Source organism: Flavobacterium sp. 9AF, from assembly GCF_902506265.1.
Taxonomy (GTDB): domain Bacteria; phylum Bacteroidota; class Bacteroidia; order Flavobacteriales; family Flavobacteriaceae; genus Flavobacterium.
On sequence record NZ_LR733556.1, the window covers coordinates 215,202 to 239,684 of the forward strand.

At 31.2% G+C, this 24,483-nt stretch carries 25 protein-coding genes and 1 other RNA gene; 16 read left to right on the forward strand and 10 right to left on the reverse strand.

The features are described 5' to 3' along the window. Nucleotides 1–266: 266 nt before the first annotated feature. Genes HALO113_RS01075 through HALO113_RS01095 form a run of 5 tightly spaced genes read left to right on the forward strand, consistent with a single transcriptional unit; the run spans nucleotide 267 to nucleotide 7,905 of the window. Entirely contained in the window at nucleotides 267–2,534 is a 2,268-nt protein-coding gene (locus tag HALO113_RS01075; RefSeq protein WP_159777261.1) for a tyrosinase family protein, read from the forward strand. Between the two features lie 13 nt (nucleotides 2,535–2,547). Then, on the forward strand, nucleotides 2,548–4,749 hold the full coding sequence (locus HALO113_RS01080; protein WP_159777262.1) for a LodA/GoxA family CTQ-dependent oxidase: 2,202 nt from the start codon (nucleotides 2,548–2,550) through the stop codon (nucleotides 4,747–4,749). Between the two features lie 4 nt (nucleotides 4,750–4,753). Continuing rightward, the gene (locus tag HALO113_RS01085) at nucleotides 4,754–5,197 is read left to right on the forward strand and encodes a hypothetical protein (RefSeq protein WP_159777263.1); all 444 of its coding nucleotides are present in this window, start codon (nucleotides 4,754–4,756) and stop codon (nucleotides 5,195–5,197) included. Nucleotides 5,198–5,199: 2 nt separating this feature from the next. Beyond that, the gene (locus HALO113_RS01090) at nucleotides 5,200–6,309 is read left to right on the forward strand and encodes an NAD(P)/FAD-dependent oxidoreductase (protein WP_159777264.1); all 1,110 of its coding nucleotides are present in this window, start codon (nucleotides 5,200–5,202) and stop codon (nucleotides 6,307–6,309) included. 15 nt (nucleotides 6,310–6,324) lie between these two features. After that, nucleotides 6,325–7,905, forward strand: a complete 1,581-nt coding sequence (locus HALO113_RS01095) for a hypothetical protein (RefSeq protein ID WP_159777265.1) — start codon at nucleotides 6,325–6,327, stop codon at nucleotides 7,903–7,905. Between the two features lie 105 nt (nucleotides 7,906–8,010). Here HALO113_RS01095 and HALO113_RS01100 read toward each other — a convergent pair whose 3' ends face one another. Then, entirely contained in the window at nucleotides 8,011–8,304 is a 294-nt protein-coding gene (locus HALO113_RS01100) for a hypothetical protein (RefSeq protein ID WP_159777266.1), read from the reverse strand. A gap of 105 nt (nucleotides 8,305–8,409) precedes the next feature. On the opposite strand from HALO113_RS01100, the gene rnpB reads away from it, so the two are divergent. Together rnpB and HALO113_RS01110 are read left to right on the forward strand one after the other, a co-directional pair. Beyond that, nucleotides 8,410–8,728: RNase P RNA component class A (gene rnpB, locus HALO113_RS01105), an RNA gene on the forward strand. A 136-nt stretch (nucleotides 8,729–8,864) separates the two neighbouring features. Further along, nucleotides 8,865–9,059: a hypothetical protein gene (locus tag HALO113_RS01110; RefSeq protein ID WP_159777267.1), complete on the forward strand. Its 195-nt coding sequence runs from the start codon at nucleotides 8,865–8,867 to the stop codon at nucleotides 9,057–9,059. On the opposite strand, the gene rsmD is transcribed toward HALO113_RS01110, so the two are convergent. The 3 genes from rsmD to HALO113_RS01125 are packed head-to-tail and all read right to left on the reverse strand — an operon-like array spanning nucleotide 9,060 to nucleotide 11,195. Next, entirely contained in the window at nucleotides 9,060–9,644 is a 585-nt protein-coding gene (gene rsmD, locus HALO113_RS01115) for a 16S rRNA (guanine(966)-N(2))-methyltransferase RsmD (protein WP_159777268.1), read from the reverse strand. Then, nucleotides 9,641–10,453 (reverse strand): DUF3822 family protein, encoded by an 813-nt coding sequence (locus HALO113_RS01120; protein WP_159777269.1) that lies wholly within the window; start codon nucleotides 10,451–10,453, stop codon nucleotides 9,641–9,643. The genes rsmD and HALO113_RS01120 overlap by 4 nt, the downstream gene beginning before the upstream one ends. Further along, nucleotides 10,437–11,195, reverse strand: a complete 759-nt coding sequence (locus HALO113_RS01125; protein WP_159777270.1) for a hypothetical protein — start codon at nucleotides 11,193–11,195, stop codon at nucleotides 10,437–10,439. Before HALO113_RS01125 ends, HALO113_RS01120 begins: the two co-directional genes overlap by 17 nt. 119 nt (nucleotides 11,196–11,314) lie before the next feature. Here HALO113_RS01125 and HALO113_RS01130 point away from each other — a divergent pair, with 119 nt between their 5' ends. The 5 genes from HALO113_RS01130 (at nucleotide 11,315) to HALO113_RS01150 (ending at nucleotide 15,776) form a co-directional block, all read left to right on the forward strand. Next, a complete protein-coding gene (locus tag HALO113_RS01130) occupies nucleotides 11,315–12,742 on the forward strand; it encodes an ATP-dependent RecD-like DNA helicase (RefSeq protein WP_159777271.1) in 1,428 nt (475 codons plus the stop codon). A gap of 9 nt (nucleotides 12,743–12,751) precedes the next feature. Continuing rightward, nucleotides 12,752–13,309, forward strand: a complete 558-nt coding sequence (locus tag HALO113_RS01135) for a DUF4126 domain-containing protein (protein WP_159777272.1) — start codon at nucleotides 12,752–12,754, stop codon at nucleotides 13,307–13,309. A 208-nt stretch (nucleotides 13,310–13,517) separates the two neighbouring features. Then, nucleotides 13,518–14,246, forward strand: a complete 729-nt coding sequence (gene kdsB / locus HALO113_RS01140) for a 3-deoxy-manno-octulosonate cytidylyltransferase (protein WP_159777273.1) — start codon at nucleotides 13,518–13,520, stop codon at nucleotides 14,244–14,246. 8 nt (nucleotides 14,247–14,254) lie between these two features. Beyond that, nucleotides 14,255–15,184 (forward strand): hypothetical protein, encoded by a 930-nt coding sequence (locus HALO113_RS01145; RefSeq protein WP_159777274.1) that lies wholly within the window; start codon nucleotides 14,255–14,257, stop codon nucleotides 15,182–15,184. Continuing rightward, the gene (locus tag HALO113_RS01150; RefSeq protein ID WP_159777275.1) at nucleotides 15,168–15,776 is read left to right on the forward strand and encodes an ATP-binding cassette domain-containing protein; all 609 of its coding nucleotides are present in this window, start codon (nucleotides 15,168–15,170) and stop codon (nucleotides 15,774–15,776) included. Before HALO113_RS01145 ends, HALO113_RS01150 begins: the two co-directional genes overlap by 17 nt. Here HALO113_RS01150 and HALO113_RS01155 read toward each other — a convergent pair. Continuing rightward, complete coding sequence (locus HALO113_RS01155; protein WP_159777276.1) at nucleotides 15,759–16,421, reverse strand: spermidine synthase; 663 nt, start codon at nucleotides 16,419–16,421, stop codon at nucleotides 15,759–15,761. The genes HALO113_RS01150 and HALO113_RS01155 overlap by 18 nt on opposite strands. Nucleotides 16,422–16,475: 54 nt before the next feature. On the opposite strand from HALO113_RS01155, the gene HALO113_RS01160 reads away from it, so the two are divergent. Beyond that, nucleotides 16,476–17,027, forward strand: coding sequence for a 1-acyl-sn-glycerol-3-phosphate acyltransferase (locus tag HALO113_RS01160; RefSeq protein WP_159777277.1), 552 nt, complete (start codon nucleotides 16,476–16,478; stop codon nucleotides 17,025–17,027). Nucleotides 17,028–17,035: 8 nt separating this feature from the next. Here the strand turns inward: HALO113_RS01160 and HALO113_RS01165 are convergent, their stop codons facing one another. Beyond that, nucleotides 17,036–17,512 carry a helix-turn-helix transcriptional regulator gene (locus HALO113_RS01165; RefSeq protein ID WP_159777278.1) on the reverse strand — a complete coding sequence of 159 codons (477 nt, stop codon included), beginning with the start codon at nucleotides 17,510–17,512 and terminating at the stop codon, nucleotides 17,036–17,038. Between the two features lie 258 nt (nucleotides 17,513–17,770). Here HALO113_RS01165 and HALO113_RS01170 point away from each other — a divergent pair, with 258 nt between their 5' ends. The 3 genes from HALO113_RS01170 to HALO113_RS01180 are packed head-to-tail and all read left to right on the forward strand — an operon-like array spanning nucleotide 17,771 to nucleotide 20,060. Next, a complete protein-coding gene (locus HALO113_RS01170; protein ID WP_370519285.1) occupies nucleotides 17,771–18,985 on the forward strand; it encodes a M14 metallopeptidase family protein in 1,215 nt (404 codons plus the stop codon). 36 nt (nucleotides 18,986–19,021) lie between these two features. Next, the gene (locus HALO113_RS01175) at nucleotides 19,022–19,501 is read left to right on the forward strand and encodes an Lrp/AsnC family transcriptional regulator (protein ID WP_130733730.1); all 480 of its coding nucleotides are present in this window, start codon (nucleotides 19,022–19,024) and stop codon (nucleotides 19,499–19,501) included. A gap of 49 nt (nucleotides 19,502–19,550) precedes the next feature. Then, nucleotides 19,551–20,060 carry a DinB family protein gene (locus HALO113_RS01180; RefSeq protein WP_159777279.1) on the forward strand — a complete coding sequence of 170 codons (510 nt, stop codon included), beginning with the start codon at nucleotides 19,551–19,553 and terminating at the stop codon, nucleotides 20,058–20,060. Between the two features lie 53 nt (nucleotides 20,061–20,113). On the opposite strand, the gene HALO113_RS01185 is transcribed toward HALO113_RS01180, so the two are convergent. From HALO113_RS01185 to aroB, 4 genes are all read right to left on the reverse strand, one after another. Further along, nucleotides 20,114–20,503 carry a DNA primase gene (locus HALO113_RS01185; RefSeq protein WP_159777280.1) on the reverse strand — a complete coding sequence of 130 codons (390 nt, stop codon included), beginning with the start codon at nucleotides 20,501–20,503 and terminating at the stop codon, nucleotides 20,114–20,116. A gap of 87 nt (nucleotides 20,504–20,590) precedes the next feature. Further along, nucleotides 20,591–21,562, reverse strand: coding sequence for a deoxyhypusine synthase family protein (locus HALO113_RS01190; protein ID WP_159777281.1), 972 nt, complete (start codon nucleotides 21,560–21,562; stop codon nucleotides 20,591–20,593). Between the two features lie 100 nt (nucleotides 21,563–21,662). Beyond that, a complete protein-coding gene (locus HALO113_RS01195) occupies nucleotides 21,663–23,063 on the reverse strand; it encodes an arginine decarboxylase (RefSeq protein ID WP_159777282.1) in 1,401 nt (466 codons plus the stop codon). Between the two features lie 291 nt (nucleotides 23,064–23,354). Then, complete coding sequence (aroB, locus tag HALO113_RS01200; RefSeq protein ID WP_159777283.1) at nucleotides 23,355–24,422, reverse strand: 3-dehydroquinate synthase; 1,068 nt, start codon at nucleotides 24,420–24,422, stop codon at nucleotides 23,355–23,357. Between the last annotated feature and the right edge of the window lie 61 nt (nucleotides 24,423–24,483).

Sequence of the window (24,483 nt, forward strand, 5' to 3'; positions counted from 1 at the left end):
CAAATATATTATTTTTCTATTTACAAATGATAAAAAAAGTTTTGTAAAACCACATAAGTTAATTTTAGGGTGTTTCAATGTCAAATTCAATGGCAATAGCAATATCAAATTAAACGAACAACCAACAACCATCAACTGACAACCATCAACTCACAACCCACAACTCACAACCAACAACTCAAAAAAACAGGTATTTCTACCTATAAATGCCTGCCGTATTCTTTGTTACTTTGGGTAAACTAATCCAAACAATAAACAACCCGAATATGGCTAGTACCAAAAATCAAAAGGCAATGTATGACCAGGTGGTTTCTATTTTAGATACTGTACAAGGAAATACCATTCCCAGTTATCAAGGCCTGTATGCCTTCTGGCAAAATCCAGAGGTATTCCTCAATGCGTCTTTGTATGGGCAACGCTTAATTGCTCCTCAAGACGGACTTACGACCCAAACAACGGCTTCAGGATGTTGTGGTAGTAGTGCTCCCGCAACCCATACACCCGATAAAACCATGAGTCCCGTAAAAACAGAAGGCTGCTGTGGTTCTCAAGAAACCGCAACGGCACCTATCGATAGTCAACCGAAACTGACTTCTTCGGCTAACTTAGCAGCACCTAAAGTAACTACTGATTGCTGGCCTTCGGGTGGCAGTAGTGGTGGAGGTGGTGCTTTTCCAACGGTGAAAAGAAGCGATCAATCGGGGATTATCATCGGTTTAAAAGGCCAATATCCTTTCGATGGAAGTATGTTTCCTAAATTGTTATGGGACACAACCAATGAGGCAACTGCTGAACAAATTCAGTTTATTGCCAATTGGATCGATTCGGGCTGCCCGTTGACGTTAGAAGAGGAACAAACGAATAAATTGCAATTGGTTTCCACAGCCAAAGTGAGCAATTTAGTGGCTTTAGCTCGTGGTGAAATGTTACATACACAAGCGCAAGCACCTACCAATGAAAGCAAATCAAGTGTGAATGGCTTAACCGTTCGTAAAGAAATTAGTTCGTTAACTGCTGAAGAATTGGAAACGTTCCGTGAAGCGATTAATTGCATGAATCAATACAACGACTATTGGCAAGACGATAGAAGTTTCGATTATTGGGCACGCATTCACACCAATTCGTGTCAGCACGGTTGGGAGCAATTCTTACCTTGGCACCGTTTGTATTTGTATTTCTTCGAACAAAAATTACAAGATTACAATCCCAACATTTCATTGACGTATTGGTCTTGGACCGATTATGCAGATGTAAATACGAATACGTTTAACAATTCGCAATTCGATTTAGGAGTTATTCCCGATGCGTACGGTTGTTTTTTAACTACCAAAGGGTTTGAAAAACTAAGCACGATGAAAGCCACTGACGGTTCGTTGTTGTTTTCACCCAAAGAAACCACCGCATTGGCTTCGTTAACCAAAAAAGGCACGATTTTCAATTCGGGATTGCGTTTCTTAAAAGCAGCAGGTATCGATTATGAAATTATCAATCAGAATAATGTTGCCATTTGGTCACCCAAAATCAATGCCTTGTATACCGTTTTAAAAGAAGTCAATCCCTTATGGTTTCCAAATAGATGGCCAGGTTCTTTAAATGGTACGGCTGCCATTTCACAATACCCAACCAAAGACGATATTGCCTTAATTTTAGACATTAATAACTTTGCCGATATGGGTGGTGGTTCGGCTTACGACCACTATTTTGGCGCTTTGGAAAAAGTCCACAACGGCATGCATAATTTTTCTGGGGGAACCAATCCGAATTACCCTGATAATAACAAAGATTGGGTTAAGATATACCAAAAACTAAACCTAACTCCAGATCCACAAAATTTAGACAATCCTATTTACGGTTGGATGACCGATAATCGTACCACCGCATTTGATCCGTTGTTTTGGGGACATCATTCTAATGTAGACCGTATTTGGGCGAAATGGCAAGAACAACATAATGGTACGCCACTAGAAATGGATGCGGTTATGGCTCCTTGGACTTTAACGGTTAAAGAATCGATGAGCATTCAGAAATTAGGCTATACCTATATGAGAGATTCGGTGTTTTATCCGGTTTCTAATGCGGTGGGTTTAACCCAATTTAAAGCAGCTCCAGCACAAGTGTCGCAAACCACTTTACAAGCACACCGCAAAGCGGAAATTGTATTGCACCGCGTTCAAATGGGGAATTTGCAAAATGCGAGTATTCGTGTTTTCTTAAACACGCCTGATGCTTCTGTAGACACGCCTATTACCGATAATCCTAATTTTGTAGAAGCCTTTTCTACTTTTAACGGCAGTTGTTTTGGTGGTCCAGGACATTGTAATTTACCCTTACCCAATACGCGTACATTCGATAGAAGACCGTTGCACAATCACGAACCTCGAAATTATAAAATCGATGCTTCAGATGCGGTACAACGTGTTTTAAATAATGGAGCGAAAAACATTACTGTGCAATTGGTAATCGTAGGCTTAAACGGAAAACCAGTTGAAAATGCGGTATTCATAGAAGGGGTTTCATTAAATTTTATGGATTAAAAAAACAAAACAAATGAGCAAATCATATACGACATTCAAAATACATCCTAGTATCGGAATTGCGAGATTAGGGAATTCAGACCAATTTTACATCGCTCCAGAGCAACCAGGTACTTTGCCAATTGCTTGTGATACTTCGGGTAAAGAAAAACAAGATGCCAATGGAAATCCGGTACGTGTTTCTTCCTTTAAAGACGATAACGATTTATCAAAAATCAAAAAGCAAGCCGCTCGTTTTCGTGTTTTTGCTTATGCTGATGAAGGCGATAGCGAAGGCAAAGAGATTCAAGTAGGTGGTAAATATAATTTTATTTATCAAACGGCAGTAACCGCTCCAAGAATAGTGGAAGGAACCGTAACTGATATTGATTGGACCGTACATTTAGCGAATAAAAAGGCTTCTTGGTATGAGTTTCAGGAGACCAATGGCCAACACGGTTATGCGCCCGATCATCCGTTAAGAAACCCAGAAGTTACCCAACCCGATTTAAGAAGACAATTGATTATCGATCCAGGGCCTGTAACGGTGAACTTAAAGAACAATCAAGGTGCTTTTGCAAAATTTGGTTCGGAAAGTAAAAGAAATGACAACAGTAAAAATAAAAAAGTTGCCTATCCGCAAACCTTTCCTCCAGCAGATATTCAACCCAATTCGATTGAGACTTTGGGAAGTGTTTTGGTCAACGAACAAGATAAAAACATTCGTTTGTTAGTCCTTGGTGGGAATGGAAATTCGGGTTCTACCAAAACTCCTGTAATAGACAATTTTGTAAATAACGACGGTTGGTTTGACGATATTTCCGACGGACCAGTTACCGCTAAAATAGAATATACGTTTATTAATGTAACGTATGATGGGGACAAAGAGATCAAAACCAAAACCAAAGCGACTATGGAAGTTCAAGTTCCAGCTTGGGTAGTGGTGGGTTATCCCAGATATGCACCAGAACTGGAAGATATGATTACCATGGACGAAACCCTATACGATATTTTTGTACGTAATATGGCTTACGAACCAAGGCTTTTTGGAGTGCCACCTTTTACTATGGAAAATAATAGTCCTACAACCCAAGAAGAATTGGATTTTTGGAAAAATGCAGCGCGTTTTAATCCGGATTATTATCCTAAATTCTATAGAGATATTTGGCCTATTTTAAGAAGACCTTACGAACAAACTACGTTTACTATGGTATTTGACCCAAGTGATGGAGGTGATCCTCACAATAGAGGTACGGGCGGTAATTTAAGTCAGGCTGCCTTATCACAACCACCACAAAATGGAGAAGATCCTAATTTCAAGTTGCGCCAATTTGTATTGGGTATCATGAGAAAAAGTTCGCAAACCAATGAATATACTGTGGAAGGCAATGCAAAATCAGCAAACAAACCTCGTTTAATGCCGATGTTGTGTGGTAATAATCCGTTAACCAATGTTTCACCCGATAAGTTTTTAGCGATGCGACCTACCCAATTGTTCTTTTTAAGACAATGGGCAGCTGGTAAATTCGTTAATGAATGTCTGGAATGGGAGGAAGGCAATGCCTATTGTTCAAATCCTTGGGCATTACCACCTACAACCGGAATTGGTATCGATAGAGGCGTTTTAGGAAATGCCGTTGGAGGTGCATTTTGTCCAGGTGCAGAAATGACTTGGATTATGAAAAATCCAGCTATTTATAGTGAACCGTATCGTATCAAACATGCAAACTATGTTCCAGGAGCTTTAAGTATCCCCAAACCAATTGCAGATAAAGATGGCAGTACGGCTCCGAATCTAAAAGCGGGTTTAGAACCAGGAGATTTAACCAAATATATAGGCGTGCCTTGGCAAGCTGATTTCCATGAATGTACCGATCAAAATGTAGATGTTACCTATGAAAATTGGAATAACATTTACCCTGATTCCACGGGAGATCCAGTGCAACAGCAAATTGCGTACAACATTCCGTGGTGGCCAGCCCATAGACCTATGGTGGTATTTGAATCTTTGAACGGTCCGCAAGTGTATTGGGCTTCAGGAATTCCAGATAATAATGCAGGAGATTTACAAATGGTGGAAGCTTGGAAAGACTTAGGTTTCATCGTATCGAGTGGAGAAGGCAATAACAAACAATTTTATCAAGTAGAACGCAATAACGAAGCTTTAGGTGAACCCGTACAACCTGGAAACCGCATTTTAGGGCTTGGTGATACGCGTTCGAAATCAAAAAAATAAAACTATGAATACAGCAATAAATGGCGTCCCAGAAGTTCTTACCGGACTATGGACGTATAGAAGTTTTTTAAGTAATCCAGACGTAACAGCTGATTTTGACAGCTTGGAGTTTGGTCGAGGCACCATTAAAATTAATGAAGGTCCGATGCAAACCTTTGACGGATTAATATTTGGTCCGGGTTGGGAATTAAAACTAACCGGTTCTATTGGATATGGCAATCCATTTACGGTTCAATTTCAAGGAAAAGGAGTAGTAGGAGGAGCTGAATGGATTTACAATTATGTGGGTTATTTTGTACCAAATTGGGTAAATGGAGTCAATCAAAGACCAGCTTTGGTAGGAACCATAGTAAGAGTTATTCCACATCCAACAGGAGCAAATGGAGATTCCACAGCACCAGCTGGTGTAGTGGCCCAATGGATAGCTGTAAAACAAGATGAAGACTAAGAATGAAGTATGATGTAATCATAATAGGAGCAGGAGTAGCAGGTTGTGCTACCGCATTGGCTTTAAAAAAGGTCAATAAAGACTTGCATATTGCTATTATGGAACGCAGTGCATCAGCTGAGAATACTTTTAAAATAGGAGAAACATTGCCACCCCAAGCCTCTAAACAATTTCAAAATTTAGGGATTTGGGAGGCATTTTTAGCCTGTAATTTTTCTTCTTCTTATGGAACGTCATCGGTTTGGGGTTCCCATACGGTTTATACCAACGAATATATTTTTTCTCCTTATGGTTATGGTTGGAATTTAGACCGAAATGCTTTCGATCAGTTTATGATAAAGCAAGCCAAAGAAAAAGGAGTTGAAGTGTATTGGAATACGAGTTGTATCCATTCGCATAGGGAAAACGAACAATGGATATTGGCGTGTGAAAACAATCATGATAAACTACTTCTAAACACTTCTTTTGTAGTAGATGCTACTGGAAAAAAAGCCGCTTTTTCTGCGCTACAAGGCACGGAAAAAATAAAAAAAGACAAACAGGTAGGCGTGTATCGTTTTTATGATTTAAAACAAGCGAATACGACTGATATAAAAGAAGGTATAGTGGTGGAAACGGATGCTAATGGTTGGTGGTATAGTGCCACTTTGCCCAACCAAAAATTAGTTTTGGGTTACCTAACGGATTCTGATATTGCTTCTAATCTGAAAATGAAGGTCACCTCTCATTTTGAAGACCAATTACAACAAACGGCTATAACCGCGACAAGAGTAGCAACACTATCGGATACCACAACTCCTTTTTTAGTCGCTGCTCAAACCCAATATTTAAAATCGTGTGTGGGAGAAGGTTGGTTAGCAGTGGGCGATGCCGCTTCCAGTTATGACCCTATTTCTTCTTTGGGAATCTATAAAGCTTTAGTAATGAGTCAATGGGCGAGTTTTGCTATCCAAGATTTCTTAAAAAAAGAGCGTATTGGTTTGCGAAAATATCAAAATTTAGTAACCCATGATTTTGAAGTATATGAAAAGAAAAGAAAAGAATTTTACCAACAAGAAAGCCGCTTTTCCAATACTCTTTTTTGGAAAAGAAGACATGAAAATAATGTATAACTAAAACCAACTAGCATGAAACAACAAAAATTAGTAACTAAGATTGCACTCTTAGGCTTGGCAAGCTTTTTCTTCTCCTGTGATAAAAAAGGAGATCCTTATGAGAAAATCGAACAACCCTTTGAATTATCTGCCTCCATTCCAGTAGATGTAAACCCAGAACTGCAAGATAAATTAAAAAAACAAGGTGATATTTATGCATTAAATGAAGCTTTTAACGAATATAGTTGGCAAGCTATGATAGCCATTTTTTGGCCTAGAGATAAAGAAGGAAAACCAATGCCAAATTTTACAGATGAAGGAAAATCTACTTGGTTAGGCTGGAAAGAAGCGGCTCAAGTGTATCGAAAAGATGGAGGTGTACCTGCACCTTGGGAAAGTCCGAGAGTAAAAGCAGGTTATAATTTGACTGCTAATATGTTAGAAGAGCATACTGTGCGTGTTTTTTTATCCTCCGAAACGCCAACACATAAAGTTAAATCAAAAAATGTAGCAGATGAAACCGATCAAGCTTTTGCGGGTCAATTATTTGATCAGAATGGGAATCTGGTATATTATGAAGTATTGATGAATAAAGAAGAATTTGATTATGTTGTTGCTAACAAGTTATATAATATTAATGGTCAAATTGATTTTTCTAAAAATGGAGCAATAGCTAATTTCCCAGCGGGAGACTTTGCTACTACTCAACTTGGAGCGGTGGAAATTAAATTTGCTTGGAAAATATTAACCGACAGGGATCACAAAGAGCGTTACTATAGGAATTTTGGTTATGTTTTAGATCCTTCTGGAAAAATGGAGAAAAAAGAACTTGGCATGATAGGATTTCACATTAGTCAAAAGACGCCTACAGGGAAGCAATGGGTTTGGTCTACTTTTGAACATATTGATAATTTAGATCAGAATACGATGGAAAAAGAAGGAAAAAGAAAACTAATTCACCCTTCTTTAACAAATCCTGAATGCGAAATATGTCCTGTAAATGTAGATGTAACTAATGGAGGTACAACTTACAAACACAACACAGGAAAACATGGAAATTATTGGACAATTTCTGGAGATACAACAGATAAATATTTTGCCAATAGTGATATTATGAAAACACAAGCAAAAAGAATGGTTGATATTCCTGTGCGTGTACAACAGATTAATAAACGAGTTCAAAATTATTTAAAATCTGTCAATAGTGTGTTTCAATATTATCAATTAATAGATACTCAATATCCCTTAGATCAAAATTCAACTCCCGATTCTCACACTGAAGATGGGTATCGTTTGCCAGGCTCGGTTACAAATAAATCGGGTGGAAGACCTAATTTGGCATACTTGACTAATATAACTATGGAAACCTTTTTTCAAGGAGGCAACCAATTGGCATCTAATCTAATGGAAGCCAATCCTGCTAGTGATATAACCATTTTTGGAACAGAAAGTTGTATGGGCTGTCATTCCAGTGCAGGAATTTACAATGGAATTAATAATGGTCAATTTACTACTGGAGACCAATTATCTGGAGATTTTAGTTGGTTATTATCTCAAAGAGCACAATGGGATGAAAAAGTACCAAGGCCTTTAACTCCTCCAAATAAAAAATAACTAACTCTTTTATAATTTCAATAACATTTAAGTTATTGTTCACTTCTACAAAGGATACTTTTAATACTGTGATAAGTAAAAAAAGTATCCTAGGGGAGTTGAATTTTAATTTTCTACAATGGGTAATTGATGCAAAATTTTTATAACATCAATAGAAGAATCGGAAGAAGCACCATTAACAAATACTCCTTTTTTACCTTCTTTAGATTGAATTCCATATACCCAAGATTCATCATCGGGATTTGTATTTCCTTCATATCTATATATATGATGAATTTCAAAATTTTCAGGATTTTTTTCTAATTCTTTTTCGTTGATATTAAAATCATAATCGTATCCTTTTTCTTTTAACATTTTTAATGCTTCTGATACGGAAGCATAGTGATATCTTTTTTTCATAGCTGTTATATTTGAATGTATATTATAAAATTAGCCTTTTTCCATTTATTAATTTTTAAAGTAATGTTAAAGTAGGGGAAATTTAAAAAATGTTGTAAATTTGCATTCGCAGACTGCCTTATCGTTCCTTTTATTAGGAGAGGAAAGTCCGGACACCACAGAGTAGCATAATGGGTAATGCCCATCCATCGAAAGGTGAGGACAAGTGCAACAGAAAGTATGTACAGGTTAAGCTGTAGTGAAACCAGGTAAACTCTATGCGGTGAAATGCCAAGTATATCAACAACTCTAACTTCGGTTAGATAAGAGCTACTCGTTCGATGTTGAAGGGTAGGCAGCTTGAACTAAGCAGTAATGTTTAGTCTAGATAAATGATAAGGCTCCTTTTTGGAGACAGAATCCGGCTTATAGGTCTGCTTTTTTTAATCTTCTTTTATTTTTATAAATGTTATTAATTCGTTAAATACTAATTATCATAGCCGTATGCTGTTTTTTTTTAATTAAATTTATAAGAAAAAGGTAGAAATCATATTATAATTTAATTAAAACTAAAAATAGATATGGAAACTGAAAATTTAAAAATTGAATTAGTAAAAAAAATACTTTCAATAGATGATGTATCAATTTTAGAAAGTATTTCTCAGTTTATAGACGAAAAAAAAGAGAATAGCTATGATAAATTTTATTTTAATGAAGATGATGAGACACAAAAAGGAATCGAAACTATAATTAAAATGGTTAACGAATTTAAATAATTAAAAATTTTCATCATCATTTTCTTCTTCGTATTCCTCTTCGTCAAAATCAAATTCAAAAAAAGAAAAAACAGTACCACCATAACTTTTTGAGAAAGAAAAATTAATTAAATGGTCTAGTTTAGTATGCTTGGAATGTTCAATGATAAGCATTCCTTCTTCGTCAAGTATCTTGTTTTCAAATATTTGTAAAGCTATTTTTTCAAAATCTTCTTGAGACAAATCATAAGGTGGATCTGCAAAAATGATATCATATGAAGTATTACATTTTTCTAAATATTTGAACGAGTCCGATTTTATAGCTGAAATATCTAAATCTAATTCATGAGCCGTTTTTTTAATAAATGCGATACAACCCATGTCAGCATCTATGGCTACTACGGTATTACTACCTCTTGAAGCAAATTCATAACCAATGTTTCCTGTACCTGCAAATAATTCTAGAATTTTTAAACCACTAAAATTAAAATAATTATTCAAGATATTAAAAAGAGCCTCTTTAGCCATATCTGTAGTAGGTCTAACGGGTAACTTTTTAGGAGCTTGTATTCTCTTGCCTTTATGTTTTCCTGAAATTATTCTCATGAATGGAAAAGTATAAAATTATTTCTTATTTCTAATTCTGTTCGTTCTAAAATGTTGACCCATTGTTTGGTATCGAGTAGCCTGCAATTTCGTATAAATTTATAGGCTAATTTAAAATAATCGTCTGACTCTGTTATGTTTCCAAATAAGTGCATTTCAATTGTTTCCGCACTTAATTGCAATTGTTCATAGGTAAAAAGAATATAATAGATAAAATCTTCTGGAGTATTATATTCAAAAGAGTTGAAAAGGAGTAATTGTTGATTCTTTACTACAATTATTTCAAAATGATCTTTTTGTACATGTATAAATACTTCTTTCTCATCATTTCCAATAGATATATCTAAAACTTTTTTTACTACTATCGAATTTACATTTTTATATTCAAACGATTTAAATTGATCTAATAAGAAATTGTTAATATTTACATAAGGTACATAAATATTATTTATTCCATAATTATCTATTCTATCAAAAGAGAAGAAATCGGTATCAAAAACTTTTACATTATATTGTAAATAGCTTCCTAAATGTTGAGAATCAAATAATACTTCTGGAACAAATGTATTTAAAGCATTATCGTGTAAAACTAAAATTTCATCATATGAATTAGAAAGTATAGTATGATCAATGAATATTTTCCACAATTGCTCTTCAATTACACTGTTTTTTGCATACTCAACATTGTTATAGGCAATTACTTTTTTTGTAATTAAATCGAAAACACAAAAAGAAAGTCCACTCAGAGAAACCTGAATGGACAATTTTTTATAGTTTTTTGTTGTAATATCGTTATTCGTTATTACCATATCTTTTTGGCCAGTTTCCAGTTAGTGTTACATCCACTAAAGAACCTAGAACTATTTTATCTCCGTTTATTTCGTTAATATCTTCTACTTTATTCTCTTGAGCTAACAATTCTTCATCAAGACCAGCTAAAAGAGCATTTTTGTCAATTATAGCTTCTAAAACAGGAAGTTTTGTTTCATTTCTTTCTACAAAAGTAGTTTTCATTACAACAGGAACTTCAATATCTTTAAATTTAACAGAACTTAAATTTTTATATCTATCATTTCCTCTAAATAATGAGTCTTTTACAGAAACTGTACCAATTTTATTGATGATAACAGTATCTTTAAAGAATCCACCCACACCGTCAGCACCAACAGTAATTCTGAAAGCAGCATTTTTCTTGTGATCAATAATAGTTGTATCTTTTCGAGTTACAATATCAAAAGTTCCATTATCTATAAAAGCGACAAGCTTTTCAAATGAATCTGCATATTCACCATTTACTTTTTTATAACCTAATTGTGCTTTTTTAAGATCTAATAATGTTTTAACAGCTACTTTATAGCGCTCGTTTTTCTCTTCGTCAAAACGAATAGGTTTCATAATAGATTCATAAATTAGATATGCTAAGAAAATAGTTGCAGCCCATAAAAGTATAGAAACAACAGGTCTAGCACCACTCGGTAGAAATTTATCTATCAATTTAACCAAGGCAAAAGCAACAAGGCATGTGGCAATTACAGTAAAGATTAGTAACATTTATATTTAATTTTTTAGTTATATGGTACGCAAATCTACAATTTTTTTTTCTTCCCAAAAGAATTTCTTAAAAAAATCATCAGTATATTTGAAAAAATTATACAAGCCTACATTAAGTTATGACAAATTCTTCTCTGTTTTACAAAACTTTACGAGATAATTTTCCTTTTGAACCCACATTAAAACAAGATATATTTTTTCAAAAAATTGCTGATTTTGTCCAAAATAATAAGGAAAATGAAATTTTTGTTTTGAAAGGATATGCAGGTACAGGGAAAACAACACTTATTTCTACTTTAGTAAATTGTCTTAAAGATGTAGGAAAAAAATATGTTTTACTAGCACCAACAGGTAGGGCCGCTAAAGTAATTAGTAGTTATTCCCAAAAGCCTGCTTTTACGATTCATAAACGAATTTATTTTCCAAAAAAGAGTCAGTCGGGAGCTGTTGCTTTTACCTTACAACAAAATAAATTTAAGAATACAGTTTTTATAGTAGATGAATCTTCCATGATTTCAGACACTTCGCAAGAATCTAAGCTATATGAAAATGGTTCATTGCTAGATGATTTAATACATTATATAGACCAAGGAGTTAATTGTAAATTAATATTGATAGGAGACACAGCTCAGCTGCCTCCTGTTAATTTGGAAGTTAGTCCAGCTTTAGATAGTGATTTGTTATCTTTGAATTTTAGAAAGGAAATTCATCAAATTGAACTCGATGAAGTGATGCGTCAAGCAGTTACTTCTGGGATTTTATTTAATGCTACAGAAATAAGAGAAGAATTAAAATCTCATTTCGTAGAACGATTTAAATTTCAAGTAAAAGGCTTCAAAGACATTATTCGATTGCAAGATGGTTATGAAATTGAAGATGCCATTTATCAATCTTTTGAAAAAAATGGAGTAGAAGATACTACTTTTATTGTTAGATCAAATAAAAGAGCTAATCAGTATAACCAACAAATTAGAGCAAAAATTTTAAATAGAGAAGGTGAGTTATCTACTGGAGATTTATTAATGGTGGTAAAAAATAATTATTTTTGGTTAAAAGAAAATTCAGACGCAGGTTTTATTGCAAATGGAGATATTATTGAAGTTTTGAAAATTAATAAGATGCAAGAATTGTACGGTTTTCGATTTGCTGATGTTACTGTACGAATGATTGATTATCCTAACCAACCCTCTTTTGAAACCATGTTACTTTTAGATACTATTACCAGTGAATCGCCTTCATTAACTTATGAAGAATCAAATCAACTTTATCAGGAAGTTATGAAAGATTATGAAGAGGAGAAACAACAATATAGAAAATTTTTGAAGGTAAAAAATAATCCTCACTTTAATGCTTTACAAGTTAAATTTTCTTATGCAATGACTTGTCATAAATCGCAAGGAGGTCAATGGAATACAGTTTTTATTGAACAACCTTATTTACCTAATGGAATAGATAGAGATTATTTAAGATGGTTATATACTGCTGTTACAAGAGCAAAAGAAACCTTATATTTGATTGGATTTAAAGAGGAGAATTTTGAAAATTAAAGTATTTATATGGTAGAAACAATTATAAGTATCTGTTTAGGCATAGGACTAGCTGCTTCAGCTGGGTTTAGGGTTTTTGTTCCTTTACTTATTTTAAGTATTGCTACTTATTTTGACTATGTACCTGTAAGTGATACTTTTAGTTGGATAGGCAGTATAACAGCCATTATTTGTTTAACTATTGCTACAATAATTGAAATTATGGCTTATTATATTCCTTATGTTGATAATTTGTTAGATGCATTAGCAATACCCTTGGCTAGTATAGCAGGAACTCTGGTTATGGCTTCTACAATGATAGATTTAGATCCAATGTTTACTTGGGGTTTAGCTATTATTGCTGGTGGAGGAACGGCTGCAGCTATTTCTACTGCTACAACTACTACTCGAGCTACCTCTACTGCAACTACTGGAGGACTTGCCAATTCAATTGTTTCAACAACTGAAACAGCAACAGCTTCATTTGTTTCTATAACGGCTATTTTTTTTCCAATAATAGCATTTTTAGTTGTTATTTTTATTGTTATTTTCGGAATAAAAATATTCAGAAAGTTTTTTAGAAAATAAAATGAAAATTAACTTTTTATCAGAGAGATATTTTAAATATATTTTTAAGATTTAAAATAAATTGCAATGTATTGAAAATCAAATAAACACAATTTTAAAAATAAATATGTATTTATTTATGAAACATTTAAATCAAATCAACTACTAATCATAACTCATGAAGATTATAGTAAAATAAAAAATATTAGACCAATATAAATAGAACAAAATGAAGATTATAGCTGTTATTCCCGCACGATATGCATCTACTCGTTTTCATGCTAAATTAATGCAAGATTTAGGAGGTAAAACGGTTATTCTAAGAACTTATGAAGCGGCATTGGCAACCCAATTATTTGATGATGTTTTTGTAGTTACTGATTCGAAACTTATTTATAATGAGATAGTTATTAATAACGGGAAAGCAATAATGAGTAGTAAAGAGCACGAAAGTGGAAGTGATAGAATAGCAGAAGCTGTAGAAAATATGATGGTGGATATTGTAGTTAATGTACAAGGAGATGAGCCTTTTATTGATAAAAAACCATTGCAAGAATTAATTACTGTGTTTAATGAAGATGTAGAAAATAGAGTGGATTTAGCTTCATTAATGTTTGAAATAAAGGAGAAAACGGAAATTGAAAACCCTAACAATGTTAAGGTAATAACAGATCAAAATGGTTTTGCATTATATTTTTCTCGATCAGTAATTCCATATCCTAGAGAAATAAATGTAGGTGTTCGTTATATGAAACACATTGGTATTTATGCATTTAGAAAACAAGCTCTCATGGATTTTTATAGTTTGCCTATGCTTTCACTTGAAGCTTCAGAGAAATTAGAACAATTACGTTATTTGGAATATGGAAAAAGAATAAAGATGGTAGAAACATCTCACGGAAGTATTGGGATAGATACTTTAGAAGATTTAGAAAAAGCAAGATTGTTGATACAATAATTTTGTGAATGAGTGCTTATTTTTGGTTACAATTTACGATTTATAATAGAAAATTAAAAGAATTTGGTGTACCACCAATTCTTGCCTATTTTCTATTAGGGATTATTTTTTTCTATTTTTCAAAATTATTATTTGAAAAAGTAGAATATGGCAGTTATTTATATGCTTTTTTCCCAATTATTTTAGTAGTTCAATCTTCAGAAGTAAATAAAAACGATTTTTTGCGATTAATCTTTTCAAGAAAAATTTTTTATATGATAAAACTAATAGAAAATTTAATTATCACATTACCTTTTCTTTTAGGGCTGTTATATTTTAAACTTTATTTAATAGCAACTACGCTATTAATTTTAATTGTTGCACTGGTCTTTGTAAGTTTTAGAAAAACTTACCAAATTACTATCAAAACACCTTTTTCAAAACATCCGTTTGAATTTTGTATTGGTTTTAGAAAAAATATATTAATTTTTATAGGTTGTTATTTTTTAGCTTACATGGGAATTGAAGTATCCAATTTCAATTTAACACTGTTTTCATTATTTGCCACTCAATTGACTTGTTTGTCTTTTTATTTTTTACCAGAAGATATTTTTTATGTTTGGATGTATTCTTTCAATCCAAAAGAATTTATTAGGTACAAATTTAAAGTAGCAGTAGCTTATTCTTCAATATTAACTTTTCCTATTTTTATTTCAACCCTTATTTTTTTTCCTGAAGAGATTTGGATTGTATTAGGTGTAATGATCTTAAATGTTGTTATAATGCTAGCAGGAATTATTGCAAAATATGCAGCCTATCCAGATAAAATTTCCATTCGCGAGACCATTTTACTCCTATTTATTGTTTGGTTACCACCCCTTTTACTATTTGTAATACCGTATTTATATTCTCGTTCTCTAAAAAAATTAAAAACTATTCTACATGATTCAGATAATTAATCTAGAAAAATCTTTTGCAAATAAGCTTATTTTGGATCAAATAAATTTTGTATTTGAAGAAGGTAAAATATACGGCATTGTGGGTGAAAATGGAGCAGGAAAAACAACTTTATTTAAATGTATTTCTGGGATAGAAAATTATAAGGGAGTTATAACTTCAAATATGGGAGTATTAAAAGATAAATTAGGGTTTCTTCAAACAGAATCTTTTTTCTTTCCAAAAATGACAGGGAATGAATATCTCCAATTATTATGCAATGCTAGAAAAATTGATGAGCAAGAATTTGATAAAAAGAATATTTTCAATTTACCTCTGCAACAATATGCTTCAACCTATTCAACTGGGATGAAAAAAAAATTAGCTTTAACAGGCATTTTGTTGCAAAAAAATGATATTTATATTTTAGACGAACCTTTTAATGGTGTGGACATTCAAAGTAATATGATTATTACAGAAATCATATTGGCATTAAAAGAAAAAGGCAAATGCGTTTTAATTTCTTCTCATATTTTTTCTACTCTCAAAGACACTTGTGATTTTATTCTAATTTTAAAGAAGGGTAGAATTGAAAATTTAAATTTTTTCAATTAAAATAAGTTGATTGTAATATTCTACTTTTGAAAAACTTTTAGAATAATATTTCTCATTTTCAAATTGCTTAATAAAATTATTGTTACGATCTATTTTTTTATCGTCTAAAATCATGGTATTGAACAATATAAAACCTTTGTATTGAAGTATTTGTTTACAATTGTTAATGAATTTTTTTTCGAATAAAAAGTTAGGCATCTCTGTATCTTCAAAAATATCTATGATTATCAAATCATATTTTTTATCTCGTTTTTCTACAAATTCATTAGCATCAGCAATAACAGTTTGATAGTTTTGAATTTGATGAAGTCCAAAAAAACGATCAGCAATAGCAATAGTATTTTCATCAATTTCAACACCAGTAATGTTACCTTTAAAGCCTATTTCTTTAATTATCGTTTTAATTACACTTCCGCCTGCTACTCCCAAAATAAGAATCTCGTTCATTTTTAAGATTCGATCAAAACCAATAAAATATAATCCTTTTCTAAGTACTTTTTGTAAACTTCCATAGGAATAATTGGTATTTTTTGAATCGAGTACTAATTTTCCATTATTCCAAGTAACTTCAAGATTTCCACTTGTTTTAGACGATTTTTCATAAATTTTTATAGGAATAATATAGCTCAAAAGTCGTTTAATCATACAAATAGTTTCTATTTGTAAATATAATTTTAATTTTACATGAAATTAGTATAGATGAAACAAAAAATATATCAATTTTTATTTACTAAAGTTTTTGGATGGAAAGTTGTAGGAACTATTCAACCAGAAATTAAAAAATGCATTGTAATTGCTGTACCACATACAAGTTGGTGGGATTTTTTTTTAGGTGTTTTTGCGAGAGGTATATTAAATGTGGAGATTAATTTTTTAGCTAAAAAAGAACTTTTTATTTTTCCATTTAATTATTTTTTTAAATGGATGGGAGGTGCACCTTTAAACAGAGGAAAAAAAGAGAATAAAGTAGATGCTATTGCAAAAGTTTTCTCAAATAAAGAAGTGTTTAGATTGGCTATTGCACCCGAAGGGACTAGAAAAAAAGTAGAGGTTTGGCGAACGGGATTTTACTATATGGCTTTAAAAGCAAATATTCCCATTATTCCTGGCGTTTTTGATTATGGTAACAAACAAGTTATATTTCATAAACCATTTTATCCTACAGGAAATATAAATGAAGATTTAAAAGTATTGCATTCTTATTACAAAGGGGTAAAAGGGAAATTTCCAGAGAAAAGTTTTAATCTTTAAGATAGTAGTTACTTTTTAGGAGCATACTTTTTAAAAGTTCCGTCTTTAAAAAATATTACAATATAATCTATTGGTTCGTCTGTAGTGCTTATATTTTCAATAAATGAAGTAGACTCTTGTTTATTTTCATATATTGGATTATTTGGGGCTGTTTCAATTTCACTAAATAAATCAGTTGGATTTATAATTTCTTTATTTTCCGTTTTAATATTATTTTGAATAGGAGGAGTTACTTTTTTTTCTTCTATTTTTTGTTCCAATTTTGGAAATGTACCATTACCATTTAAAATCCAATATAAATCCACTTCAGGAAAAATTTCAACAACTTTTAAAATAAAATCCAAACTAGGCTTATTTCTACCCGATAGAAGATGAGATATACTTGATCGCTGTACATCTATTCTATCAGCAAAAGCTGAAGCGGATAATCCATAATAATCGAGTATTATTTGGAGTCTTTTAATAAAATCGTCTATGTTTACCATTGTAACTTACTTAAACTGGTTTTAGTGTTTACAAAAGTAAATAAAGAAAAAGAAATGACCAAATTTAATCAGGTTACAATTGTAAACATAAGAATTTTAGGTTACACTAATTATTTAAATTAATAGTTTTAAATAATTGATTTATAATAAATTACAGTATTGTTGTTGAAAATATTTAAATTAAATTGACTTATGTAAAACGGCTATTATAAATCGGTTTAAACCTGTTTACAAGAATAAACAAAAGAGGTTTTTTAAATGTTTACAGATGTAAAGAATATCTTGTTTACATTTGTAACAGAAACCTTTGTTATGAATAGTTTACAATTAGCAACAAAAAATTTTGAGCAAAATTTAACCGGTAGATATGTTACAAATGACCATATTTTACCTCTTTTAAAAAAATTACCATCACATTTTAAAGTACATGTTGAAGGTAAATCTGTTTTAGAAAATAATATTTATAGTGTGCAATATGGTGTGGGCAATATTAAAATTTTAGCCTGGTCACAGATGCATGGAAACGAGTCAACTACAACAAAAGCATTATTTGATTTATTTAATTATTTATCATCGGAAGACCAATTTACTTTAGATTGGTATAATAAGTTTACTTTATATTTTATTCCTATTCTAAATCCTGATGGAGCCAAAGTTTATACTAGAGCAAATGCAAATCAAATAGATTTAAATAGAGATTCTCTTGAAATAACTCAGCCAGAAAGCAAGCTTTTAAGAATGATTTATGAAGATTTTAATCCTGATTATTGTTTTAACCTTCATGATCAGCGTACAATTTTTGGTACAGAAAATTATGTTTTACCAGCAACAGTATCATTTTTGTCACCCGCTTTTAATGATTCTAGAGATTTTAATGAAACGAGATTGGCAGCTATAAATATCATCAATGTAATGAATAATCATTTGCAGCAGTATATTCCTAATCAAATTGGCAGATTTGATGACTCTTTTAATATAAATTGTATTGGGGATTATTTTACTTCTCGTAATACTCCTACAATTCTTTTTGAAGCAGGTCATTTTGAAAAAGATTACAAAAGAGATATTGTAAGAAAATACATATTTTGCGCTTTATTTTCAGCGTTAAATGCTATTAACGAAAACGTTATAGTTAATAAAAATTTGGACGATTACTTAAAAATTTCTCAAAATTCTAAGTGTTTTTATGATTTTCTTTATAAAAATGTTAGAATTTTTGATAATTCTCAAGAAAAATTAATTAACTTTGCAGCACAATATAATGAGATATTAAAAGAAGGAGAAATTCATTTTGAAGCTGTAATTGTTCAAATTGATGATTTAGAGCATATTGCAGGACATTATGAATTCGATGCCAAAGGAGCGTTATTTAATGCTAGTTATGGAAATCAACCTAAGATAGGTGAGTTAGCCAATTTTTCTATAGCTGAGACAATTAAATTTATAAATGGAGAACAATATCAAGAGCTATAAACCGTTTAAGTTAAAATAAATTTATATAATTCTCTTATGAGTAAGTTTCGTTTAGATGAAGTTGATCATCAAATATTAGATATGTTGATTGACAATACAAGAGTTCCATTTACAGATATTGCAAAAAAATTATTAATATCTGCTGGAACAGTGCATGTTAGGGTTAAGAAAATGGAAGATGCAGGAATTATTCAAGGATCTTCATTAACATTGGATTACGAAAAATTAGGTTATTCTTTTATTGCTTATGTGGGTGTATTTCTTCATAACACTTCTCAAACTAAGTTTGTTTTAGAAAGAATTAATCAAATTCCGTATGTTACGGTTGCTCACGTTACTACTGGTAAATTTAATATCTTTTGTAAAATTAGAGCTAGAGATACAAAACATGCTAAGGAAGTTATTTTTATGATTGACGATATTGATGGGGTTTACAGAACAGAAACGATGATTTCTTTAGAAGAAAGCATTAATGATAAAAAACGTTTAATGCATACTATTTTTAAAGAACTTTAATATAATAATCCCGATAATTCGGGATTTTTTATTTTATAATTGTATTGAAATGAAATTACAAGAAAATGAATTTGCTCCTTATTATGCAAATTATATTATAAAATCGTTACTGCATACAGATATATTAGAGGGATTAAAGAAGCAACAAGATGCAGTTGTTTCTTTTTTTACTTCATTGCCTTCAGATAAATTAGAATATCAATACCAAACAGGTAAATGGACACCTAAGGATATATTATTACATTTAAACGATGCAGAGAGAATTTTTGCTTATAGAGCATTGCGCATATCTAGAAATGATCAAACACCTTTGTCGGGTTTTGAAGAAGATGATTATGTACCTTTTGGGAATGCAAATGTAAGAAGTATCGAAAACCTAATTGATGAATATGTATCTATTAGAAATGCAACGATTACTTTGTTTAAAAACTTTTCCGAAGAAGATTTAATGAGAATAGGTATTGCGTCTAACGCTTCCGTATCTGTTAGAGCTATTGGTTATATCATTCTAGGGCATGAATTGCATCATATGAGTGTAATTAAAGAACGATATTTATAAAAAAAATAAAAAATAAGAGGCATTTTTAAATGCCTCTTATTTTTTATTAATGTTTAGTCTTCATCTGAATCATCATCGTCATCTTCATCTTCTTCTCCTTTTTCTTCCGTTTCATCTCTATCTCTATCATCATCGTCTTCATCATCATCATCTACATCATCATCAAGGTCAATGCCTTTGATAGGATCTAAAACTGGTACATCTATTGTATCGTCAATATCGTCATCATCCTCATAGTTTTCTATTCTATCAGCTAATTTTGTACTCACTTTTACCAAGTAAATAGTATCTTCAGTGCGTACTTCTACAGCTTCAATAGCTTCATTCTTAGCATTTTTAAAACGGATAATGTCTGACTCGTCATATCCTTCAGGAAATTTTTCAACTAATAAAGTCAAAATTTCGTTTGTCAATTTTGCGTAATCAACAATAACTCTTTTCATTGGGTTGTTTTTATTCATAGATATTTTTCAAAAGTAATATCCTAAATCAAATTATCAAACAATTTTTATAAAAAAAAATAAAAAAAATTACTGGCCTAAAATATAAGCGAAAATTAAAGGTGCAACTATCGTAGCATCAGACTCTACTATAAATTTAGGAGTTGTAATGTCTAGTTTTCCCCAAGTAATTTTTTCATTTGGAACTGCTCCAGAATAGGAACCATAACTCGTTGTTGAATCTGAGATTTGACAAAAATAAGCCCAAAATGGCACATCATGCATTTCCATGTCTTGGTATAACATGGGAACAACACAAATTGGAAAATCACCTGCAATTCCACCTCCAATTTGGAAGAAACCAATACCTTTTCCTTCACAATTATCTCGATACCAATCGGCTAACCACATCATATATTCAATTCCACTTTTCATTGTAGTGGCTTTGAATTCTTGTTTGATACAATATGAAGCAAATATGTTACCCATTGTACTATCTTCCCAACCAGGTACTACAATTGGTAAATTTTTCTCAGCAGCTGCAACCATCCAAGAATCTTTTGGATCAATTTCATAATATTGTTCTAAAACACCAGAATTAATCATTTGATACATAAATTCATGAGGAAAATATCTTTCTCCAGATTTATCTGCTTTATTCCAAATATCAAATAAATGCGACTGTAATCTTCTGAATGCTTCTTCTTCTGGAATACATGTGTCTGTAACGCGATTGTAATGATTTTCTAATAAATCCCATTCTTCTTGTGGAGATAAATCTCTATAATTAGGCACTCTTTTATAAGAATTATGAGCTACTAAGTTCATAATGTCTTCTTCTAAATTTGCACCAGTACATGAAATGATGTGAATTTTATCTTGGCGAATCATTTCTGCTAATGATTTTCCTAACTCAGCTGTACTCATAGCACCAGCTAAAGTAACCATCATTTTTCCATTATCTAACAAATGCTCTTCATAACCTTTTGCAGCATCTACTAAGGCAGCAGCATTAAAATGTAAATAATGTTTTTCAATAAATTGACTAATTGGTCCTTTCATTTTTTCTTTTTGTTATGATTATAGGGTTTAAATGCCCTTAATTCCCTAAATGGGAAAATTATTTATTTTTGACTCATTGGCAAAATGCTCTATTGACTCATTATTTTTTATTATAACCTAAAATATTTAAAACTTCTTCAGCATTTTGTTGTTGTGAAAACACTTCGGTTGCTAAAATTCCGTTTTTGTCGCGGTCAATTAAAATATGTTTTGGTTGCGGAATTAAACAATGGTGTAAACCTCCAAAACCTCCAATTGTTTCTTGATATGCACCTGTATTAAAGAAACCTATATATAATGGTTTCTCTTTATTATATTTTGGTAAATACACCGCATTCATATGCTGTTCAGAATTATAATAATCGTCACTATCGCAAGTCATTCCACCTAATAAAACTCTTTCATAAGTATCATTCCATCTATTTACAGCAAGCATAACAAATCGTTTGTTAATAGCCCATGTATCGGGTAGTGTTGTAATAAAAGAAGAGTCTATCATATTCCAATATTCTCTGTCATTTTGCTGTTTTTGGTACAAAACTTCATAGATAGCTCCTCCAGATTCTCCTACAGTAAAGGAACCGAATTCAGTAAAAATATTAGGTACATCTATTTCTGCTTCATCGCAAGCAATTTTAATTTGATTTAAGATTTCATCAATCATATATTGGTAATCATATTCAAATGCTAATGAGTTTTTAATAGGAAAACCACCACCAATATTTAAACTGTCTAAAGTAGGACACTCTCTTTTTAAGGCAATGTATACTTTCATACATTTTAAAAGTTCGTTCCAATAGTAAGCCGTGTCTCTAATTCCAGTATTGATAAAAAAGTGAAGCATTTTTAGCTCTAATTTTTTATTTTCCTGAATTTGTTTTCTGTAAAAAGGTAAAATATTTTTATAGCCAATACCTAAACGAGAAGTATAAAATTCAAATTTAGGTTCTTCTTCAGCTGCAATACGAATGCCAATTTTGATTTTACTTTTAATTTTTTCTTGTAAAAGATCTAATTCTTCATAATTGTCAATAATTGGAATAGTGTTTTTATGACCATTATTAATTAATCGAGCAATATTTTCAATATATTGATCTCGTTTAAAACCATTGCATATTACAAAAGTGTTTTTATTAATCTTTCCTTGTTCAATTAAATTTTCTACAATATTAATGTCAAATGCAGAAGAAGTTTCTATGTGAATATTGTTTTTGAGTGCTTCATTCAAGACAAATTCAAAATGCGAACTTTTTGTACAATAGCAATAAAAATATTTTGCATCGTAATCGTGTTTTTCCATTGCATTACGAAACCAAGTTTTCGCTCTTTTTATATTTTTTGAAATTTTAGGTAAATAGGTGAATTTCAGAGGTGTACCATATTCTTCCACTAATTTCATTAAATCAATGCCATGAAATTGTAAAGTATCTTTATTTAAAGTGAATTCTTCTTGAGGAAAATAAAAAGTTTGGTTAATTAAATCGTAATATTTTGTATTCATTTTGAAAAATAAGATTTTAAAGTTTATAGAATAATAAATGGAACTGGATTTATTATTTTTTACACTCTAATATTTGAAAATTGAATTAAAAGTTTTTCCTTAAAGGTTTTAGAAAAAATAAAGCTATCAATAAAAGAAAAAGTAGTTAATAAAAAAGACAAACTGACAAGGAAGTCAGTTAATAATTTTCCACTACAGTAGTATTTTGTAAAAATAAAAATTTCGTTTTCTTTCATTCGCACAAAGGTAAAAAAATATTATTACGAAATATAATGATGTAATTAAAATTAATTAAGATTTATAATCTTCAAAAGCTTTGTAAATTAGATTGTTTTCACATGTTTCATTGATTTTACAGTGACCAATTTTATTTAGTAAAGCAAATTGTACAGTACCAAACTCATTTTTTTTGTCATAAATGAGTAAATCAATACAATTTTCAATATCGTTTTGATCAAATGTTACTTTATGATAAATATCACTCAAAATGTATTTAATTTCATGATGTTCTTCTGTGCTAAGTAATCCTTTTTCTTTAGAAATATAACTTTCTAAAATCATTCCAATAGCAATAGCTTCACCGTGAAGTAAGCTTTTTTTATTTTCATTTTCTAAGAAATAACTTTCGATGGCATGACCTAAAGTATGTCCGAAATTTAATGCTTTTCGAATACCGTTTTCTGTTAAATCTTGTGTAACAATTTCGTTTTTTATGACTACAGATTGATGAATTAAATTATCTAAATCATCTGTATTTAATGTAGATATATTTTTTAATTTATTCCAATAACTTATGTCATATATTAAACCGTGTTTCAGCATTTCAGCAAATCCCGAACGCATTTGTTCGCCAGGTAAGGTTTCTAAAAAATGCGTATCAATAATAACTGCTGTGGGTTCTTTGATAACCCCAATTTGATTTTTTAAGTTTCCTAAATCAACACCATTTTTTCCACCAATTGAAGCATCAACCATAGATAATAAGGTGGTAGGAATATTAATGAAATCTATCCCTCTTTTAAATGTACATGCAATAAATCCTCCAATATCGGTTATCACTCCACCACCTAAATTTAAAATGATGCTTTTACGATCACCGCCTAATTCGGTTAAAGAATGCCAAACTTGCAAACAAGTTTCAATATTTTTAAATTCTTCACCTGCTTCCAATTCAATTATTTCAATTTCAATTTCAGTGGCTACTTGAGCTAAAAAATGAGGTAAACAATAATTTGAAGTGTTCTCATCAACTATAATGAATATTTTGGAATACGTTTGAGGTAATAAAATGTTATTTAGATACTCATATCCCTTTTCGTTGAAAAAAACCTGATAATTATTGGCTTGAATGGTTTGCATGATAATAGATTTCAATTTATTGCAAAATAAGGCATTTTTTATTTAAAATTACAAAGGTGTA

Bases quoted from the DNA above. Each gene is read 5' to 3' on its own strand.
- HALO113_RS01160 (WP_159777277.1), top strand. From the start codon at position 16,476: ATGAAACAAAAAATATATCAATTTTTATTTACTAAAGTTTTTGGATGG.
- HALO113_RS01175 (WP_130733730.1), top strand. From the start codon at position 19,022: ATGAGTAAGTTTCGTTTAGATGAAGTTGATCATCAAATATTAGATATG.
- HALO113_RS01120 (WP_159777269.1), bottom strand. From the start codon at position 10,453: ATGGTAATAACGAATAACGATATTACAACAAAAAACTATAAAAAATTG.
- HALO113_RS01085 (WP_159777263.1), top strand. From the start codon at position 4,754: ATGAATACAGCAATAAATGGCGTCCCAGAAGTTCTTACCGGACTATGG.
- rsmD (WP_159777268.1), bottom strand. From the start codon at position 9,644: ATGAGAATAATTTCAGGAAAACATAAAGGCAAGAGAATACAAGCTCCT.
- HALO113_RS01180 (WP_159777279.1), top strand. From the start codon at position 19,551: ATGAAATTACAAGAAAATGAATTTGCTCCTTATTATGCAAATTATATT.
- HALO113_RS01170 (WP_370519285.1), top strand. From the start codon at position 17,771: ATGTTTACAGATGTAAAGAATATCTTGTTTACATTTGTAACAGAAACC.
- HALO113_RS01145 (WP_159777274.1), top strand. From the start codon at position 14,255: ATGAGTGCTTATTTTTGGTTACAATTTACGATTTATAATAGAAAATTA.
- kdsB (WP_159777273.1), top strand. From the start codon at position 13,518: ATGAAGATTATAGCTGTTATTCCCGCACGATATGCATCTACTCGTTTT.
- HALO113_RS01185 (WP_159777280.1), bottom strand. From the start codon at position 20,503: ATGAAAAGAGTTATTGTTGATTACGCAAAATTGACAAACGAAATTTTG.
- HALO113_RS01080 (WP_159777262.1), top strand. From the start codon at position 2,548: ATGAGCAAATCATATACGACATTCAAAATACATCCTAGTATCGGAATT.
- HALO113_RS01075 (WP_159777261.1), top strand. From the start codon at position 267: ATGGCTAGTACCAAAAATCAAAAGGCAATGTATGACCAGGTGGTTTCT.
- HALO113_RS01100 (WP_159777266.1), bottom strand. From the start codon at position 8,304: ATGAAAAAAAGATATCACTATGCTTCCGTATCAGAAGCATTAAAAATG.
- HALO113_RS01165 (WP_159777278.1), bottom strand. From the start codon at position 17,512: ATGGTAAACATAGACGATTTTATTAAAAGACTCCAAATAATACTCGAT.
- HALO113_RS01195 (WP_159777282.1), bottom strand. From the start codon at position 23,063: ATGAATACAAAATATTACGATTTAATTAACCAAACTTTTTATTTTCCT.
- HALO113_RS01130 (WP_159777271.1), top strand. From the start codon at position 11,315: ATGACAAATTCTTCTCTGTTTTACAAAACTTTACGAGATAATTTTCCT.
- aroB (WP_159777283.1), bottom strand. From the start codon at position 24,422: ATGCAAACCATTCAAGCCAATAATTATCAGGTTTTTTTCAACGAAAAG.
- HALO113_RS01095 (WP_159777265.1), top strand. From the start codon at position 6,325: ATGAAACAACAAAAATTAGTAACTAAGATTGCACTCTTAGGCTTGGCA.
- HALO113_RS01090 (WP_159777264.1), top strand. From the start codon at position 5,200: ATGAAGTATGATGTAATCATAATAGGAGCAGGAGTAGCAGGTTGTGCT.
- HALO113_RS01155 (WP_159777276.1), bottom strand. From the start codon at position 16,421: ATGATTAAACGACTTTTGAGCTATATTATTCCTATAAAAATTTATGAA.
- HALO113_RS01150 (WP_159777275.1), top strand. From the start codon at position 15,168: ATGATTCAGATAATTAATCTAGAAAAATCTTTTGCAAATAAGCTTATT.
- HALO113_RS01125 (WP_159777270.1), bottom strand. From the start codon at position 11,195: ATGTTACTAATCTTTACTGTAATTGCCACATGCCTTGTTGCTTTTGCC.
- HALO113_RS01110 (WP_159777267.1), top strand. From the start codon at position 8,865: ATGGAAACTGAAAATTTAAAAATTGAATTAGTAAAAAAAATACTTTCA.
- HALO113_RS01190 (WP_159777281.1), bottom strand. From the start codon at position 21,562: ATGAAAGGACCAATTAGTCAATTTATTGAAAAACATTATTTACATTTT.
- HALO113_RS01135 (WP_159777272.1), top strand. From the start codon at position 12,752: ATGGTAGAAACAATTATAAGTATCTGTTTAGGCATAGGACTAGCTGCT.